Source organism: Paraburkholderia sp. A1RI_3L (genome assembly GCF_048957895.1).
Classification (GTDB): Bacteria; Pseudomonadota; Gammaproteobacteria; order Burkholderiales; family Burkholderiaceae; genus Paraburkholderia; species Paraburkholderia kururiensis.
On record NZ_JARCHA010000006.1, the window covers coordinates 82,141 to 98,857 of the forward strand.

Here is a 16,717-nt window from a genome sequence, read left to right on the forward strand (position 1 = left end):
CCGCCCCGGCGTGGTAAAATCGATGTTCGCTTCAGCGGGTTGGTGGGCGGCCAAGAACGCATTAACGGCGGCGGACTAACGGCGGCAAACTAACGGCGGGCAGACGGGTCGCCTGACCGGTTGGCTTCTTCCCCGCCGGGCGGCGCGTAACAACACGACGGACACGAAGGCCATGCGGCCACGCCGCCGCACGACGGCGCGATCACGCGAACGCACGAACAGACATCGAGGCGCGCAAGGCCAGTGCCCCACGGCCGCCCGCCGCGCCCGAAATCGCAACGACGCAACGACAATTGCACAATGCGCGCGCCTTGCCGGCGAGCGCCACGGAGAAAGGTATGGCGGGTCATTCGAAATGGGCCAACATCAAGCATAAAAAAGCAGCAGCGGACGCCAAGCGCGGCAAGGTCTGGACGCGGCTCATCAAGGAAATCCAGGTGGCGGCGCGCCTCGGCGGCGGCGACATCGACACCAACCCGCGCCTGCGGCTCGCCGTGGACAAGGCGACCGACGCCAACATGCCCAAGGACAACATCAACCGCGCGATCCAGCGCGGCGTGGGCGGCGTGGACGGCGCCACCTACGAGGAAATCCGCTACGAGGGCTACGGCATCGGCGGCGCGGCGATCATCGTGGACACGATGACCGACAACCGCACGCGTACCGTGGCCGAAGTGCGCCACGCGTTCTCGAAGTTCGGCGGCAACATGGGCACGGACGGCTCGGTGTCGTTCATGTTCGATCACGTGGGCCAGTTCCTGTTCGCGCCGGGCACGCCCGAAGACAAGCTCATGGACGCCGCGCTCGAAGCGGGCGCCGACGACGTCGTGACCAACGACGACGGCAGCGTCGAAGTGATCTGCCCGCCCAACGACTTCCCGAAGGTGAAGTCCGCGCTCGAAGCCGCGGGCTTCAAGGCGGAAGACGCCGAGGTGACCATGAAGCCTCAGACGGAAGTCGAATTCACCGGCGAAGACGCGGTGAAGATGCAGAAGCTGCTCGACGCGCTCGAGAATCTCGACGACGTGCAGCAGGTGTACACCAACGCGGTGATCGACGAGGCGTAAGGGCCACGACGCGCCACGGGCCACGCGCAAGGACAAGGCATAAAGGCGCGGCAATCTCGCCTGCGACGTATGCCATGTCCGCCCCGCGTGCCTGTGTTATGCGTCGTCGTTCGCCGCGCGCCTTTCGTGTCACAGGCCTGACGTTCGCCCCGTGCGAACCTTGCGGATATCACGGCTGATGCGCTGGCATCGGCCGTCACGGTTTTTCAGTCTTCGGGGATTCAAATGAAGTTACTCGTCGTCGGTTCTGGCGGCCGCGAACATGCCCTCGCATGGAAGCTTGCGCAATCGCCGCGCGTGCAGCTCGTCTACGTCGCGCCCGGCAACGGCGGCACCGCGCAGGACGCGCGGCTCGCCAACGTCGACATCACGGCGCCGGACGCGCTGGCCGATTTCGTCGAGAAAGAGCAGGTCGCCTTCACCGTGGTGGGGCCGGAAGCGCCGCTCGCCGCGGGCATCGTCAATCTGTTCCGCTCGCGCGGCCTGAAAGTGTTCGGCCCCACGAAGGAAGCCGCCCAGCTGGAAAGCTCGAAGGACTTCGCCAAGGCGTTCATGAAGCGCCACGCCATTCCCACGGCCGAATACGAGACCTTCTCGGATGCCGCCGCCGCCCACGCGTACATCGACGCCAAAGGCGCGCCCATCGTCATCAAGGCAGACGGGCTCGCCGCGGGCAAGGGTGTCGTGGTGGCCATGAGCGCCGACGAAGCACACGCGGCCATCGACATGATGCTCGCCGACAACAAGCTGGGCGACGCGGGCGCGCGAGTCGTGATCGAAGAATTCCTCGCGGGCGAGGAAGCCAGCTTCATCGTGATGGTGGACGGCAAGCACGTGCTGCCGCTCGCCTCCAGCCAGGACCACAAGCGCCTGCTCGACAACGACGAAGGCCCGAACACGGGCGGTATGGGCGCCTACTCGCCCGCGCCCATCGTCACGCCGCAACTGCATGCGCGTGTGATGCGCGAGATCATCCTGCCCACCGTGCGCGGCATGGAAAAGGAAGGCATCCGCTACACGGGCTTCCTCTACGCGGGCCTCATGATCGACGCGCAAGGCAACCCGAAAACGCTCGAATTCAACTGCCGCATGGGCGACCCGGAAACGCAGCCCATCATGGCGCGTCTCAAGGGCGACTTCTCGAAGGTGGTGGAGCACGCCATCGCCGGCACGCTCGATACCGTCGAACTCGAGTGGGACCGCCGCACGGCGCTCGGCGTGGTGCTCGCGGCGCACAACTATCCGGACACGCCGCGCAAGGGCGATCGCATCAACGGCATTCCGGCCGAGACGGAAAATTCCGTCACGTTCCATGCGGGCACGTCGATCGTCGACGGCAAGCTGGTCACTTCGGGCGGCCGCGTGCTGTGCGTGGTGGGACTCGCGGACTCGGTGCGCAGCGCGCAGTCGGTCGCCTACGAGACGATCAACCAGATCTCGTTCGACGGCATGCAGTACCGCCGCGACATCGGGTATCGCGCGGTAAATCGCAAGCACGGGTGAGGCGGCACAGGCGGGCGGAGAGCGCGGGCACGGGCGATGTGACCCGCCGCTGCGTAAGCTGCCGCCTGTGGCCTGACGGCGAGCCACGTGCGGCCGGAACGTCGCGGCATCCCGCGTGAGCACGCTGCGAGGTCGCGCGGCATCGCACGGTATGGCGCGGCATCGCCCGACATTGCAGAACATCGCGGAACATTGCACCCGGCGCCGGGGCCATTCATCGGCTGAAACAGAAGGACACGTGGCTCGACGCATCCGCAAGGCGCCACGTACCGGCCGCGCAGACGAGCCTTACCGCACCAGCCACCAGGCGGCGATGGCGCTACACTCCCGCTATCGGGCGCCCTGCACAGAGCGGGCACGGCCCGAACCCTCACAGAGCCACTTCGCGGTTGCCGCAGCGCGCCGCCCCTCAATACCGATGACCGACTCGACTCAAGACAGCGCGGCCGTCAGCACCTGGCTGCAAGGACTGCAGACGCAGATTGCCGACACGCTCGGCGCCTTCGACGGCAAGCCGTTCGCCACCGACGACTGGCAGCGCCCGCCCGGCGAACGCCTGCGCGGCGGCGGCCGCACGCGCATTCTCGAAGGCGGCGAGTTCTTCGAGCGCGGCGGCATCGGCTTTTCCGACGTCGCGGGCGACGCGCTGCCGCCGTCGGCAAGCGCTGCGCGTCCGCAGCTGGCCGGGCGCGGCTTCGAGGCGATGGGCGTTTCGCTCGTGCTGCACCCGCACAATCCGTACTGCCCCACCGTGCACATGAACGTGCGCATGCTGATCGCAACAAAGGCTGGCGAAGAGCCGGTGTTCTGGTTCGGCGGCGGCATGGACCTCACGCCCTACTACGGCTTCGAGGAAGACGCCGCGCACTTCCACCGCGTGTGCCGCGACGCGCTCGCGCCCCATGGCGACGACCTTTACCCGCGCTTCAAGCGCTGGTGCGACGAGTACTTCTTCCTCAAGCATCGCAACGAGCCGCGCGGCATTGGCGGCATCTTCTTCGACGATTACGCCGAAGGCGGTTTCGAGCGCTCGTTCGCCATGCTGAAAAGCGTGGGCGAGGCGTTCCTGAAAGCCTACGTGCCGATCATCGAGAAACGCCGCGCGCTGCCCTTCGGCGAAGCCGAGCGGGCCTTCCAGGCGTACCGGCGCGGCCGCTACGTCGAGTTCAACCTCGTGTTCGACCGCGGCACGCTGTTCGGCCTGCAAAGCGGCGGACGCACGGAGTCGATCCTGATGTCGATGCCGCCTGTCGCCAGTTGGCGCTACGACTGGAAGCCGCAGCCGGGCACGCCGGAAGCGCGCCTTTACACCGACTTCCTGGTGCCGCGCGAATGGGTGTGACGCAGCAGGCGCTGCCGCGACGCGTCGGCCTTCTGGGCGGCACGTTCGATCCGATTCACAACGGGCATCTTGCGCTTGCGAGGCGCTTTGCCGAACTGCTGCAACTCACGGAAGTGGTGCTGCTGCCGGCGGGACAGCCGTGGCAGAAGGCGGACGTGTCGGCGGCCGAACATCGTCTGGCGATGACGCGCGCCGCGGCCGGCTCGCTTGTGCTGCCCGGCGTCACCGTGACGGTGGCCACCGACGAGATCGATCACGGCGGCCCCACCTACACGGTGGACACGCTCGAACGCTGGCGCGCGCGCGAAGCAAAGCAAATCGGGGCGTCCGGGACGCCGGCCTCGCTTTCGCTGCTGATCGGCGCGGACCAGCTCGTGCATCTGGACTCCTGGCACGACTGGCGGCGTCTTTTCGACTACGCGCACGTCTGCGCGGAGACGCGGCCCGGCTTCGAACCGGCGTCCGCGGCACCGGCCGTTGCGGCCGAAATCGCGATGCGCAAGGCCGATGCGGCCACGCTGCGTGCCACGCCGCACGGCCATCTGCTGATCGACGCGGCGCTCGCGTTCGACGTATCGGCCACCGACATCCGCAAGCACCTGCGCGAACACCTCGCCCAGCACGCGGACGCCGGCGGCACAGCGGCCATGCCGGAGGCGAGCCTCGTGCCCGCCGAAGTCTGGACCTATATTCTTCAACATCATCTGTACCACGGGTAATCATGGACATCCGCAAACTGCAGCGCGCCATCATCGACGGTCTTGAAGACGTGAAAGCGCAAGACATCAAGGTGTTCAACACCAGCCATCTGACCGGACTCTTCGATCGCGTGATCGTGGCGAGCGGCACGTCGAACCGGCAGACGAAGGCGCTTGCATCCAGCGTGCGCGAGAAGGTCAAGGAAGCGGGCGGCGAGATCATCAGCACGGAAGGCGAAGACATCGGCGAATGGGTGCTCGTGGACTGCGGCGACGCGGTGGTCCACATCATGCAGCCCGCGCTGCGCCAGTACTACAACCTCGAGGAAATCTGGGGCGACAAGCCGGTGCGCGTGAAGCTCACGGGCCGCGGCGGCTTCGGCGGTGCGCGCGCCGAAGAGCCGATGGAAGACGAGGACGAAGAAGACGAGGCGGCCGCGCCGGCACCGCGCAAGACACCCGCGCGCAAGAGCGCCGCGCGCCGCAGCTAAGGGCGGCGTAGCCGTCCTGCACGCTTCTTCTCCGCTCCCGCCTTGCTACCGTTGCGATGAAACTGCACATCGTTGCCGTCGGCCACAAGATGCCCGACTGGATCGCCGCGGGCTTCGACGAATACGCGAAGCGCATGCCGCCGGAACTGCGTATCGAACTGCGCGAACTGAAGCCGGAGCAGCGCGCGTCGGGCCGTTCCGCGGAGAGCGTGATGGCGGCCGAGCGGCAAAAAATCGAAGCGGCGCTGCCGAAGAACGCGCGCATCGTCGCCCTCGACGAACGCGGCAAGGACTGGACCACGATGCAGCTCGCCACCGCCCTGCCCGACTGGCAGCGCGACGGCCGCGACGTGGCCTTCCTGATCGGCGGTGCAGACGGGCTGGACCCGGCGCTCAAGGCCCGTGCCGATCTGCTGCTGCGCCTCTCGAGCCTCACGCTGCCGCACGCCATGGTGCGCGTGCTGCTCGCCGAGCAGCTCTACCGCGCATGGACCATCACGCAGAATCACCCGTATCATCGCGCGTGAATGACGCGCTCGTCGGCGCGAACGCGCGGTGCGCGCTGGATGCCGATGAGCCGGATGCCGATGACTCGCGGTCGCTGCGTGACAGGGCGCTCGCCGGCGATGCTGCGGGTGGTGAAGTGGCTATGTAACACGCCCCACGCGACTCGCGCCCCATCCGAAGCGTCCGAATCAGCGGGCAACGTCGGCGTCAAAGTCGGCGCCAACCTCAGCCGCAAACACCGAACGCCCCCGCCTACTTCCCGGAATCTGTTCATGACATTGCCGTCCACGTCACGCACGCCATCCACGCTTTCCACACCTGCCTGGCCCTTCGTCTATCTCGCCTCGCAAAGCCCGCGCCGCCAGGAACTGCTCCAGCAACTCGGCGTGCGTTTCGAGCTGCTGCTGCCGCGTCCCGATGAAGATGCCGAAGCGCTCGAAGCCACACTAGAAGGCGAAGCCGCCGACGCCTACGTCGTGCGCGTCTGCGAGGCTAAGGCCGAGGCCGCCCGTCTGCGCCTCGAACGGGGCGGCCATGCCGCGGCGCCGGTCCTCGTTGCCGATACAACCGTCACGATCGACGGCGCGATTCTCGGCAAGCCCGCCGACGCCGACGACGCGCTCGCCATGCTCGCGCGCCTCGCCGGCCGCGAGCACGAAGTGCTCACCGCCGTGACCGTGATCGACGCAGGCGGTGCGTTGCTGCCCACGGCGCTCTCGCGCTCGCGCGTGCGCTTCGCCGCGTCGACGGCCGAGGCGCTGGCGCGCTACGTATCGAACGGCGAACCGTTCGGCAAGGCCGGCGCGTACGGCATCCAGGGACGCGCCGCCGAGTTCATCGAGCATATCGAAGGGTCCTATTCGGGTATCATGGGTTTGCCGCTTTACGAAACCGCCGCGCTGTTGCGCACGGCGCGCCTCGATTTCTAGAACATCTAGAACAACACCATGAACGAAGAGATCCTGATCAACGTCACGCCGCAGGAGACGCGCGTTGCGCTGGTCCAGCAGGGCGCAGTGCAGGAGCTTCACGTCGAACGCACGCTGTCGCGCGGGCGCGTCGGCAACATCTATCTCGGCAAGGTGGTGCGCGTGCTGCCGGGCATGCAGTCGGCCTTCATCGACATCGGGCTTGAACGCGCCGCGTTCCTTCACGTCGCCGACATCTGGCATCCGCGCGTAGCGGGCGAGCCGCAGCAGCCCGTGCCGCATCAACCCATCGAGAAGATCGTGTTCGAGGGGCAGACGTTGATGGTGCAGGTCGTCAAAGACCCCATCGGCACCAAGGGCGCGCGGCTTTCCACCCAGGTGAGCATTGCGGGCCGCACGCTGGTGTATCTGCCGCAGGAGCCGCACATCGGCATCTCGCAGAAGATCGAAAGCGAAGCGGAGCGCGAAGCGGTGCGCGCACGGCTCACCTCCGTGCTGCCCGCGGACGAGAAAGGCGGCTACATCGTGCGCACCATCGCCGAAGACGCCACGAGCGAGGAACTGGCCGGCGACGTCGCCTATCTGCGCAAAACGTGGGCGACCATTCTCGCGCAGGCGCAGCGCATGCCGGCCACGAGCCTGCTCTACCAGGACCTCAACCTCGCGCAGCGCGTGCTGCGCGACTTCGTGAACGACGAAACGACGCGTATCCAGGTGGACTCGCGCGAAACGTTCCAGATGCTTACCGAGTTCGCCGCGGAATTCACGCCGGCGGTGTCGTCGAAACTCCATCACTACACGGGCGAGCGGCCGCTCTTCGACCTCTACAACATCGAGGCCGAAATCCAGCGGGCGCTGTCGCGGCGCGTGGACCTGAAGTCGGGCGGCTATCTCGTGATCGACCAGACCGAGGCGATGACGACGATCGACGTGAACACCGGCGGCTACGTCGGCGCGCGCAACTTCGACGACACGATCTTCAAGACGAACCTGGAAGCGGCGCACACCATCGCGCGGCAACTGCGCCTGCGCAACCTGGGCGGCGTGATCATCATCGACTTCATCGACATGGAAAACGCCGAGCATCGCGACGCCGTGCTCGGCGAACTCAAGAAGGCGCTCTCGCGCGACCGCACGCGCGTGACGGTCAACGGCTTCTCGCAGTTGGGGCTCGTGGAAATGACCCGCAAGCGCACGCGCGAATCGCTTGCGCACGTGCTGTGCGAGCCGTGCCCGGTGTGCCAGGGCAAGGGCCAGGTGAAGACCTCGCGTACCGTCTGCTACGACGTGCTGCGCGAAATTCTGCGCGAGTCGCGCCAGTTCAATCCGCGCGAATTCCGCGTAGTGGCATCGCAGCAGGTGATCGACCTGTTCCTCGAAGAGGAGTCGCAGCATCTGGCGATGCTGATCGATTTCATCGGCAAGCCGGTGTCGCTGCAGGTCGAATCGAATCTGAGCCAGGAGCAGTACGACATCGTGCTGATGTAAGCCGCGTCACGGCTCTATGCCTCCCGGCGCCACGCGAACGGCAGCCCACCCGCAATCTGTCGGCATAGCCGCTTCGCGGCTCTCCTGCGCGCGGCAGCAAAACGCGAGCCAAAAAACGCGAAACCAAAGCACGGCCCGAAAGCGCGAATCCAAAGCGCGAACCTGCTTCTCCCGCCCCATCGCCTAGAATCGAACTATCGGGTTGAACACTACGGAGGCTGCCATGGCTGAGTCGATGGTAAGCGTCGTTGTCGGGTTGCTGGTGCTGGCGCTGGTTGCCATCATGCTCACCTCGCGGTACCGGCACGATATTCACCGGGAGCGGATGCTGAGCCGCATGGATGGACACCGCTGGTGGGAACGCGAGCGGCATCGTCACTGAACAGTCGAATGCAGGTTGAACGACGGTAATCGACGATGCAACCCACGGAGGCGATCATGTCCGATCTACCCCGCGCCCGCGAGGCCTGGCATCAGGCCGATTACGAGGGCTTCGAAATTCACGTGCGTCCCGTACCGGAAGACGTCCAGCAAGTGACGCCCGGCACCGTGGCGCGGCCCGCGCGATACACCTATGAGGGCTACGTCTGCCATCCCGGCGCGGATCCGGCGCTGCCCGGACACACGGTGCCGTTCCACGCAGACGGCGAAGAGTGGTTCGCAAGCACCGATGATGCGCTGCACGAAGCCCTGCACGTGGGACGCAGCATCGTGGAAGGCTCGCATCCCGATCTTTCGGTGCTGGGCCTCGTGACGAGCGGGGTGTGAGGCGCTCATCCGCCGGCGGCCAGGCCAGCAAATTTAGCCGGCAGCGCGGCCGGCAGAAGGACGTCCTAGCTCAGCGCGCGTTTGATGCGCGACTTCAACAGCGCGCGGCTGAGCTTCGCGCCAGGCTGCGGTTCCTCCACCGCAACCGCGCCCTCGACGGGCTGACCGCGCCGCAGATAGAAGCGGTCGAAGGTCGCCTGGGTCATGCCCCATTTGTGCAGGAACTGGCGGCGTCCGTCGTTCTTGACGACCTTGCCGGTGCTCTTCTGCTGGAAGTGATAGACGAGACTGTCGCCCACGCCGAGGAAAATCCGGCACCCGGCATCCCACAGCTTCATCGAGAAATCGTTGTCGCTGCTCATGCCCGGACTCAGCTCGCTGCTGTAACCGCCCACCTTGAACCACCAGTCACGATGAACGAGCGTCGGCGGCCACGTGGCGCCGCGCCAGTCGCCGCGCACGAGCGTGGGAGCGGCTTCCACCAGGGCGTGCGCGTCGAAGCTTGCGGCCTCGCGGCCGAAGTCGCGCACCACGACGCACGGATTGCCCGTATCGACAGGCTCGATCATCGTGCCCGAGAGCAGGAAAAGGTCGGACGGCATCTGCGCGATCCGGCGGGCAAGCGCCACGTCCCAGCCCGGGCAGCAATACATGTCGTCGTTCATGTAGACGACGTAGTCTTCTCTGGCGCGCGCCGCCGCAAGATTCACGGCATGGCAGATCCCGATGTTGGCGGGCGATGCGGTGTGCTCGATGCCCTGCTCCCGCACCCAGGCCAGCGTGCCGTCCGACCCGTCGTTGACGTGGACGATGATCTGGTGCGCGTGGGCGGAATGCCGCCGCAGGCTTGCGATCACGAGTTGCAGGTAGGGCAGGTTGTTCCAGGTGGGGATGATGATGGAGAACATCGGGAGTGGGAATCCTTGTGTTGCGCCGCATCGGCGGCACGTGCCTCGCACTGAAGGTGCGATTGTACCCGTGCATACCGTCCCTTCTGTCCCTGGCGCTCGTACCCGCCGCCGCCAGTCGGTGCGGATTGCCCAGGCGCCGCACTTTCCCCTCCACCCGCTCTAAGCGCGGTGGCCCGTAGAGGGCCGGTTATAATGCCGCTCGCCTTCGTATATCAAAATTGACGCCACGCCACCCGTCGATTCATCGCTCGCAAACCGGCCGGCGTGGCCGCCCTGATTCGTCCCTATGACTTTATCGCCTCGCCTTGTGCGGCTTGTCGGCGCCCTGCTGTTTCTCGCCCCCGCGGTGAATCTCGTCTGGCGTGGCGGCACTGGTTACTGCTTCTTCCTCCTCGTCGCGATCTCGCTGTACGTCGCGTTCGCCAACCGGCATTCCCGCGAGTACTTCGCGCCGCTGCGCAAGTACCCGTGGTACACGGCGAGCATGCTGGTGTTCACGCTCGCCATCGCGCTCCAGCAAGCGGTCGAACATTACTGGCTGCCTCGCCAGTTCGACGCCCTTTCGCGTTTCGCGCTGGCGCTGCCGCTGTTCCTCATGCTGTGTCGCATGCCGCCGCGGTATCTGCGCGCCGTGGGCTGGGGCTGCGTGGCGGGGGCACTCGCCGTTGCGGTGTGGGCCATCGTGGCGCGCCCGCCCGGCGGCTGGACCGACGCAACGCGCCTCAACAACTCTTACACGAATGCGATTCCGTTCGGCGACACCGCGCTGCTGCTCGCTTTCCTCTCCATTTTTACTTTCGGCTGGGACCCGCGGCGCGACTGGCGCACGCTTTCCATCAAGCTGCTCGCGCTCGTGGCCGGCGGGTTTGTCTCTTACCTTTCGGGGACGCGCGGCGGCTGGCTCGCCGTGCCGATCTTCGTCGTACTGCTCGGCGCGCAATACGGCTGGTTTGCCCACTGGAAGCGGCTCGCGATCGCCACGGTGGTGGTGGTGGCCTGTGCCGCGGCGCTGCTGTCGACGGAGCGCATGCGGCATCGCTTCGACGAAGCCACGACCGACGTCACACTCATGCAGCGCGGCAACGACGACACCTCAGTCGGCTTGCGGCTGCAACTCTGGCAGGCGTCACTGCGGATTTTCTCGCAGCACCCGGTCTACGGCGTGGGTAAAGGCCGGCTGGTCGATGCGCTCGGTGAGATGGCCAAACGCGGCGAAGTGAAGAGCGAGATCGTCAATGAACGCGCCCACAGCGACTTCTTCTCGACGCTCGCGGAGATGGGAACGGTCGGCGTGCTCTGCCTCGCGCTCTACTATTCCGGCACCCTGGTCTACTTCTGGCGTCATCGCCGCGCCGCAGACCCCACCATCCGGGCCGCCGCCCATGCAGGGCTCGCCGTGTCGTTCAGCACCATCATCTTCGGGCTCACCATCGACGTACTCGTGCCCATCATGGTGACGGTGCTCCTTGCGCTGCTCACGGCGACGCTGCTTGCCATGATCGAGGTGCGCGGCCGGGAGATTGCGTCGGGCAACTGAAGCGGCCGGTACCTATCCTTCACCCACCACCGCGGCTCAAACGGCTGACATCAGGCGATAAAGCGCGGCCACGTGCGCATCCACGCCCGGGTCGTAGACGAGGTTCTCCAGTGGACGTTCGAGACGCGCATGGCCTGCGCGCACCTGCTCGATGGCCGCCTGAATCGCGTGCTCGAAGCTGCCGGGCGTGGTGCGCGAGAACTCGATCTTCCCGCCCTGCGCGACGGCTTCGGCCGACCCGACGTTATCCGCGATGACGAGCGGCGTGCCGCACATCACCGACTCCACGCCCACGAGGCCGAAGGGCTCATAAGCCGACGCCACCACGGTATAGTCCGCCGCCGCGAACAACGTCTCGATGTCGCGGCAGTAGCCCACGTAGCGAATCGTGTCGCTCGTGCGAGGCACCGGACGCCCCGCCACGGCAAGGCACACCGGCAATGTCGTCTGGGCAAAGAACGCTTCGAGCAGGTCATACCCTTTGCGTTCGTGGCTCGTGGACGAGAACACGAAAACCACGCGGTCTTCGGGCAAGCCGAAACGGCGCCGCGCCTCCATGCGCGCGTCGTTCGCGAGCGGCTTGAAACGGCCCGTATCGACGGGCGGATAGATCACCGAGATCTTCCCGGGCGCAATGCCATAGAACCGCTGCAACTCACGGCCCATCAGTTTCGAGTGCGCCACGATCGCCCGCGCGTTCGTGTAGGTGCGTCGCTCCAGTTCGATCTGCCAGCGGTCGCTGCGCCGCTCGCTGCGTCCTGCCGCTTCCAGCGAGCCCGGGTGGGTGCCGCCGCACAACGCCACGTCGGCGAATGGCGAATGGTTGATCGCGAAGAGGCACTGCGGCCGGTGTTGCCGCAGCCGCCGCGCGAGCCGCCAGTTGAATGCCAGATTGCGCAGCTTGCGCGGCGCCCAGCGCACGTTGAGCGGCTGGGCGTCGATCCAGCGAGCTTCCTCCATCGCGCGGTCAATCTCGCGTGCGTAGAGCGTGGGCCGCAGCCCCATGCGATGAAAGCCCGCGATGACGTCACGCGTGTAACGCTCCGCTCCGCCGCTCGCTTTCAACGCCTGAGCCGTGAGCGCGATGTCGGTCAGCCGCAAGGAATCGTTGGGCGCATGCGTCAGGGCATCGGCGCGGGGATCTGACGAGGATTCAGGCAAGGACGGCATCTCGTTCGGGATGAATTGAATGGTCACGCGAGCGCGTGGAAGCGCCGCGGCGAACCAGCGCGATTGTAATGGAACCGCGAGACGCTCGACCCAGTAGAATCTGCCGGTTCGCCTTTCGACACCCGCTTATGAACACACCTGAGGCATCGCCCGCCGCCCCCGCAGACGCCGGCACGACAGCATCCGCTGCGCGACCGCTTGTCTCCGTCCTGTTGATCGCCTACAACCAGGAACGCGTGATTGCCGATGCCGTGCGCAGCGTGCTGGCGCAGACCTGGCAGCCGATCGAGATCATCATTTCCGACGACTGCTCGCGCGACGGGACGTACGCCGCCATCGAAGCGACGGTGCGCGACTACACCGGCCCGCATCGCGTCATCACGCGCCGCAATACGGTCAACGAAGGCATCAGCGCGCACCTTTCGCGCCTCACCGGCATGGCTCACGGCGAACTGCTGTTCGTTGCCGCCGGCGACGATCTTTCGGCCCCCGACCGCTGCGAGCGCGTCGTGCAGTTCTGGCTCGAGCACGGCCGCCAACCGGACCTGATCGCAACGGATCTCACGAGCATCGACGACGCCGGCGATGCGCACGGGCGCGTCACGCCCGACGACCTCGGCCGCTACCGCATCGACGACTGGTTCGAGAAGCGGCCCTTCCTGGTGGGCGCGGCACACACGTGGTCGCGTCGTCTTTTCGAGCGCTTCGGCCCGATGCAGCCAGGCACGGCCGCCGAGGACCAGGTCATGACGTTCCGCGCCATCGCCACGGGCGGCGCCATGAGCTTGCACGAGCCGCTCGTGCGCTACCGGCGCGGCGGCCTTTCGGGCAAGCGGCGCTACCGCTCGGTGGCAGAGATGCTCGCGCGCGTGCAGCAAAGCAATCGCTTCGCGCTATCGGAGGCGGCGCAGTTGCAGCGAGATGCGGAGGTGGCGGGTCTTGGCGACCGGATGCGGCGCACGCTCGCGCCGAAGATCGCCCGTGAACAGTTCATCCGCGCGATGTTCGAGGCGCGGGGTACCGGCGAGCGTCTTGCGCTCGTCTTTGGTCAACGGGACGTCAAGTGGGGGCTCAGGATCAGGATGTTCCTCCACACCACCTGCCCCGCCGTCTACGCGCCGCTCCTCTGGGCCAAGCGCACCTTCAGAAAGGGATAGCGCGAAGCCGGCTCAGACGCGGGACAGTCCGGCGGCAGTACGTCCGCCGCGCCGGCGGCCGGCGTCCATGCCGAAGCGCAGCACGCTGAGCCGCAGGCGTCGCAGCATCTTGAGGGAACGCAGGAAGGTCTCGCCGGTGTGCGTATTTGTGACGAACCACAACGCGCCCGCCATGTTCGCAAGGCCCCGCGAAAGCGCGGCCATGTCGGCCTGAGCGCGCGGCGGCAGTTCATCGCCGAAACGGAAGGCGAATGCCTGCAACTGCGCCGCCACGCCATTGATCTGCCGGCGGCGGCCGCGCTCGCGCCGCTCGGCCGATGAGAGCGCCGCGAGAGCCGGGTCGCGTACGGCCTGGCAGCTGCCCGTGGCGGCTGCCCCCACCGCGTTGCCCCCATGCTGCCGGTACTTCAGATGCGGCTTCGCAACATGCACGATCTCGCCGAACGCAGCCGCCACCATCGCCAGCCACCAGTCGTGCATCACGACCTGTGGCGGCATCGGCAACGCGCGTTCGACCGCAGCCCGATTCAGCAGCATCGAGCAGCCGGGAATGTGGTTGCTCAGAAGGAAGTCGCGCAGCCGCGCGGCGTTGGCCGACTTCGTCGTGATGTGAAACAGCGACCTGGACAGGCAGGCAAGACGCGCATCGACCAGTTCGATGTCGCAGAAGGCCAGCGCGGGGGTGTCGGCGCCGCGCCGCGCGGCCACGGCCTGCAGCGCCGCAACGGCGTCGGCGATTTTTTCCGGCGCCCAGACGTCGTCCTGGTCGGCTAGCGTGATGAACTCGCCTTCGCAACCGGCCATCGCCCGTTCGAAGTTGCGCGCAATGCCCACGCGCTCGCCGGCCGCCACGACCCGGATGCGAAGCGGGCCGCGGTAGGATTGGAGCAGATCGGGGGTTCCGTCGGTGGAGCCGTCGTCGGAGACGACGACTTCGAGATTGGGCCAGGTCTGGGCTTCGAGGGAGGCCAGGAACTCGGGCAAATGCGGTGTGCCGTTATAGGTTGCGAGCGCGACTGAAACGAGCGGAAAGCGTGTGTGAGCGAGCATGCCGGGAAGCCGCGGCGTCTCGCGCCGCATCGTTGCACAGACCAGCGCGCAGCATGAGGGACAGATTCGAAAATTGCAACAATTCGTTACAATTCGGGCGATCAATTGTGGCGTCGGCGCACTTGCGGGCGGCGGAGAGGCCCGGCGGGAACACCGCCCCCTGCCCTACGCCGCCGCCTGCTGAAACTGGATCCGGTGCAGATGCGCGTAAAGCCCGCCCTGCGCCAGCAATTGCTGATGGCTGCCGCGCTCGACGATGCGCCCTGCTTCCATCACGAGAATCCGGTCGGCGCGCTCGATGGTGGAAAGCCGGTGCGCGATCACGAGCGTCGTGCGCCCGCGCATCAGCGTTTCCAGCGCGGCCTGTACGTGGCGCTCCGATTCGGAGTCCAGCGCCGAGGTGGCTTCGTCGAGAATCAGGATCGGCGCGTCCTTGTAGATGGCCCGCGCGATGGCGAGGCGCTGCCGCTGTCCGCCCGACAGCCGCATGCCGTTGTCGCCCACGAGCGTATCGATGCCGTCCGGCATCGCCGTGACGGTATCCCACAGGTTCGCCGCCTTCAGTGCCGCGGCCACGCGCTCGCGGTCGGGGGTCTCGCCGTAGGCCACGTTGCTCGCGATCGTGTCGTTGAAGAGCGTCACGTCCTGGCTCACCATCGCGATCTGGCTGCGCAGCCCGTGCACGTTGTAGTCGGGCAGCGCGACGCCATCCACGAGAATCTCGCCGCCCGTCGGGTCGAAGAAGCGCGGCAGCAGGTTCACGAGCGTGGTCTTGCCGCTGCCCGACGGCCCCGCGAGCGCCACCATCTCGCCCGGCGCCACCTTGAACGACACGCGGTCGAGCGTGGGCTGACCGGCGAGGCCATAGGTGAACGACACGTCGCGAAACTCGACCTCGCCGGTCGCGCGTTCGAGCGGCAGCCCGCCGCCTTCGGGCTCGGGCGGCTCGTCGATCAGACCGAAGATCAGCTCGGCCGCGGTCATGCCGCGTTGCAGCGGCTGGTTCACGTCCATCAGATGCTTGAGCGGCGAAATGATGAGCAGCATCGACGTGACGAACGCGACGAAGCCTCCCACCGTGGTCTGGTCGTGCGACGACTGCACCACGGCGATCGTGATGACCACCGCGAGCGCAATGGACGACAGGAACTGCGTGAGCGGCTGCGCGAGCCCGCCCGAGATGGTCATCCGCATCGAGTAGCCGCGCAGCCGGCGGCTCAGCGCGTTGAAGCGGTCGGTCTCGTATCGCTCGCCGTTGTGGACCTTCACGACCTTGTAGCCGCCCACGGTCTCTTCGACGATGTACGACAGTTCGTTGGTGAGCGCCTGGTGCTCGCGGTTCAGGCGACGCAGGCGCCGGTTGATCTTGCCCACCAGCCAGCCGATGCCCGGCAGCAGCACGGCCACGATCAGCGTCAGGCGCCAGTTGAGATAGAACAGGTACGCGAGCAGGAACAGCACGGTGAGCGAGTCGCGCACGAGCGTCACCATCACGCTCACCAGCACGTTGAGGATCTGGTTGACCTCGAACACGATGGCGTTGATGACGGTACTCGCGGTCTCGCGCTGGAAGAATGCGACGCTCGTATGGATCATCCGGTCGAACATCTTCATGCGCAGTTCGAGCAGGACGCGGTTCGACACGTACTGCAGCAGGTAGCCGGACGCATACTGCGAGACGCCGCGCACGAATGCGAGGCCGATCACGGCAGCCGGGACGTACCACTTCGCGCTGGGGCTGCCCTTGGCGCCGAAGCCGTGGTCGAGCAGCGGCTTCAAGAGCGCGGGGATGCCGGCGTCGGTGGCCGAGCTGACGGCCATGGCCGCGATGCCGGCAATCAACACCCACCACAACGGCTTCAGGTACGGCAGCAACCGCCGCAACACGACGACGGGCGAAGAAGCGTCGCCGGAACCGCCTATGGGCTTGCTTAACGTGGGCTTCGCGCTCAAGAGTTCCTCGGGAAATACGGACAAACAGGCGTCCGGGGCAGTTGCGCCGCGGACCGATCGGAAAGACCAGCATTGTAAACCGCCGGCCACGGGGCACCGCACAGCAGTGCCGATACATTCGCTTGCACGCGTTCTGTTCGCGTTCT

Annotated in this window: 16 protein-coding genes; 12 read left to right on the forward strand and 4 right to left on the reverse strand. The window is 66.6% G+C overall.

The genetic code is table 11. The features are described 5' to 3' along the window. Positions 1-338 precede the first annotated feature (338 nt). The 10 genes from PXJ20_RS17750 to PXJ20_RS17795 all read left to right on the forward strand — a co-directional run bounded on the left by PXJ20_RS17750 (position 339) and on the right by PXJ20_RS17795 (position 8,793). Positions 339-1,067, forward strand: coding sequence for a YebC/PmpR family DNA-binding transcriptional regulator (locus PXJ20_RS17750; protein WP_017774365.1), 729 nt, complete (start codon positions 339-341; stop codon positions 1,065-1,067). Between the two features lie 225 nt (positions 1,068-1,292). Beyond that, the gene (purD, locus tag PXJ20_RS17755; RefSeq protein WP_017774364.1) at positions 1,293-2,570 is read left to right on the forward strand and encodes a phosphoribosylamine--glycine ligase; all 1,278 of its coding nucleotides are present in this window, start codon (positions 1,293-1,295) and stop codon (positions 2,568-2,570) included. A 418-nt stretch (positions 2,571-2,988) separates the two neighbouring features. Beyond that, entirely contained in the window at positions 2,989-3,912 is a 924-nt protein-coding gene (gene hemF, locus PXJ20_RS17760; protein ID WP_277598052.1) for an oxygen-dependent coproporphyrinogen oxidase, read from the forward strand. Beyond that, positions 3,903-4,631: a nicotinate-nucleotide adenylyltransferase gene (locus PXJ20_RS17765; protein ID WP_421030586.1), complete on the forward strand. Its 729-nt coding sequence runs from the start codon at positions 3,903-3,905 to the stop codon at positions 4,629-4,631. The genes hemF and PXJ20_RS17765 overlap by 10 nt, the downstream gene beginning before the upstream one ends. 2 nt (positions 4,632-4,633) lie before the next feature. Further along, the gene (rsfS, locus tag PXJ20_RS17770) at positions 4,634-5,101 is read left to right on the forward strand and encodes a ribosome silencing factor (RefSeq protein WP_421030585.1); all 468 of its coding nucleotides are present in this window, start codon (positions 4,634-4,636) and stop codon (positions 5,099-5,101) included. A gap of 56 nt (positions 5,102-5,157) precedes the next feature. Next, a complete protein-coding gene (gene rlmH / locus PXJ20_RS17775; RefSeq protein WP_017774360.1) occupies positions 5,158-5,628 on the forward strand; it encodes a 23S rRNA (pseudouridine(1915)-N(3))-methyltransferase RlmH in 471 nt (156 codons plus the stop codon). A 252-nt stretch (positions 5,629-5,880) separates the two neighbouring features. Further along, positions 5,881-6,537 carry a Maf family protein gene (locus PXJ20_RS17780; RefSeq protein ID WP_421030584.1) on the forward strand — a complete coding sequence of 219 codons (657 nt, stop codon included), beginning with the start codon at positions 5,881-5,883 and terminating at the stop codon, positions 6,535-6,537. 18 nt (positions 6,538-6,555) lie between these two features. Then, entirely contained in the window at positions 6,556-8,025 is a 1,470-nt protein-coding gene (gene rng / locus PXJ20_RS17785; RefSeq protein ID WP_017774358.1) for a ribonuclease G, read from the forward strand. Positions 8,026-8,248: 223 nt separating this feature from the next. Beyond that, entirely contained in the window at positions 8,249-8,407 is a 159-nt protein-coding gene (locus tag PXJ20_RS17790) for a hypothetical protein (protein WP_017774357.1), read from the forward strand. 56 nt (positions 8,408-8,463) lie between these two features. After that, entirely contained in the window at positions 8,464-8,793 is a 330-nt protein-coding gene (locus PXJ20_RS17795) for a hypothetical protein (protein WP_413213418.1), read from the forward strand. A gap of 65 nt (positions 8,794-8,858) precedes the next feature. Here the strand turns inward: PXJ20_RS17795 and PXJ20_RS17800 are convergent, their stop codons facing one another. Continuing rightward, positions 8,859-9,701 carry a glycosyltransferase family 2 protein gene (locus PXJ20_RS17800; protein ID WP_413213417.1) on the reverse strand — a complete coding sequence of 281 codons (843 nt, stop codon included), beginning with the start codon at positions 9,699-9,701 and terminating at the stop codon, positions 8,859-8,861. A 289-nt stretch (positions 9,702-9,990) separates the two neighbouring features. On the opposite strand from PXJ20_RS17800, the gene PXJ20_RS17805 reads away from it, so the two are divergent. Then, positions 9,991-11,241, forward strand: coding sequence for an O-antigen ligase family protein (locus PXJ20_RS17805; RefSeq protein WP_421030583.1), 1,251 nt, complete (start codon positions 9,991-9,993; stop codon positions 11,239-11,241). A gap of 36 nt (positions 11,242-11,277) precedes the next feature. Here the strand turns inward: PXJ20_RS17805 and PXJ20_RS17810 are convergent, their stop codons facing one another. Beyond that, a complete protein-coding gene (locus PXJ20_RS17810; protein ID WP_244144216.1) occupies positions 11,278-12,411 on the reverse strand; it encodes a glycosyltransferase in 1,134 nt (377 codons plus the stop codon). 128 nt (positions 12,412-12,539) lie between these two features. Here PXJ20_RS17810 and PXJ20_RS17815 point away from each other — a divergent pair, with 128 nt between their 5' ends. After that, the gene (locus tag PXJ20_RS17815; protein ID WP_421030581.1) at positions 12,540-13,568 is read left to right on the forward strand and encodes a glycosyltransferase family 2 protein; all 1,029 of its coding nucleotides are present in this window, start codon (positions 12,540-12,542) and stop codon (positions 13,566-13,568) included. Positions 13,569-13,580: 12 nt separating this feature from the next. On the opposite strand, the gene PXJ20_RS17820 is transcribed toward PXJ20_RS17815, so the two are convergent. Next, positions 13,581-14,618: a glycosyltransferase family 2 protein gene (locus PXJ20_RS17820; protein ID WP_421030580.1), complete on the reverse strand. Its 1,038-nt coding sequence runs from the start codon at positions 14,616-14,618 to the stop codon at positions 13,581-13,583. Positions 14,619-14,783: 165 nt separating this feature from the next. Next, positions 14,784-16,571 (reverse strand): lipid A export permease/ATP-binding protein MsbA, encoded by a 1,788-nt coding sequence (gene msbA / locus PXJ20_RS17825; protein ID WP_017774350.1) that lies wholly within the window; start codon positions 16,569-16,571, stop codon positions 14,784-14,786. Positions 16,572-16,717: the final 146 nt, after the last annotated feature.

Bases quoted from the DNA above. Each gene is read 5' to 3' on its own strand.
- PXJ20_RS17750 (WP_017774365.1), top strand. From the start codon at position 339: ATGGCGGGTCATTCGAAATGGGCCAACATCAAGCATAAAAAAGCAGCA.
- purD (WP_017774364.1), top strand. From the start codon at position 1,293: ATGAAGTTACTCGTCGTCGGTTCTGGCGGCCGCGAACATGCCCTCGCA.
- hemF (WP_277598052.1), top strand. From the start codon at position 2,989: ATGACCGACTCGACTCAAGACAGCGCGGCCGTCAGCACCTGGCTGCAA.
- PXJ20_RS17765 (WP_421030586.1), top strand. From the start codon at position 3,903: ATGGGTGTGACGCAGCAGGCGCTGCCGCGACGCGTCGGCCTTCTGGGC.
- rsfS (WP_421030585.1), top strand. From the start codon at position 4,634: ATGGACATCCGCAAACTGCAGCGCGCCATCATCGACGGTCTTGAAGAC.
- rlmH (WP_017774360.1), top strand. From the start codon at position 5,158: ATGAAACTGCACATCGTTGCCGTCGGCCACAAGATGCCCGACTGGATC.
- PXJ20_RS17780 (WP_421030584.1), top strand. From the start codon at position 5,881: ATGACATTGCCGTCCACGTCACGCACGCCATCCACGCTTTCCACACCT.
- rng (WP_017774358.1), top strand. From the start codon at position 6,556: ATGAACGAAGAGATCCTGATCAACGTCACGCCGCAGGAGACGCGCGTT.
- PXJ20_RS17790 (WP_017774357.1), top strand. From the start codon at position 8,249: ATGGCTGAGTCGATGGTAAGCGTCGTTGTCGGGTTGCTGGTGCTGGCG.
- PXJ20_RS17795 (WP_413213418.1), top strand. From the start codon at position 8,464: ATGTCCGATCTACCCCGCGCCCGCGAGGCCTGGCATCAGGCCGATTAC.
- PXJ20_RS17800 (WP_413213417.1), bottom strand. From the start codon at position 9,701: ATGTTCTCCATCATCATCCCCACCTGGAACAACCTGCCCTACCTGCAA.
- PXJ20_RS17805 (WP_421030583.1), top strand. From the start codon at position 9,991: ATGACTTTATCGCCTCGCCTTGTGCGGCTTGTCGGCGCCCTGCTGTTT.
- PXJ20_RS17810 (WP_244144216.1), bottom strand. From the start codon at position 12,411: ATGCCGTCCTTGCCTGAATCCTCGTCAGATCCCCGCGCCGATGCCCTG.
- PXJ20_RS17815 (WP_421030581.1), top strand. From the start codon at position 12,540: ATGAACACACCTGAGGCATCGCCCGCCGCCCCCGCAGACGCCGGCACG.
- PXJ20_RS17820 (WP_421030580.1), bottom strand. From the start codon at position 14,618: ATGCTCGCTCACACACGCTTTCCGCTCGTTTCAGTCGCGCTCGCAACC.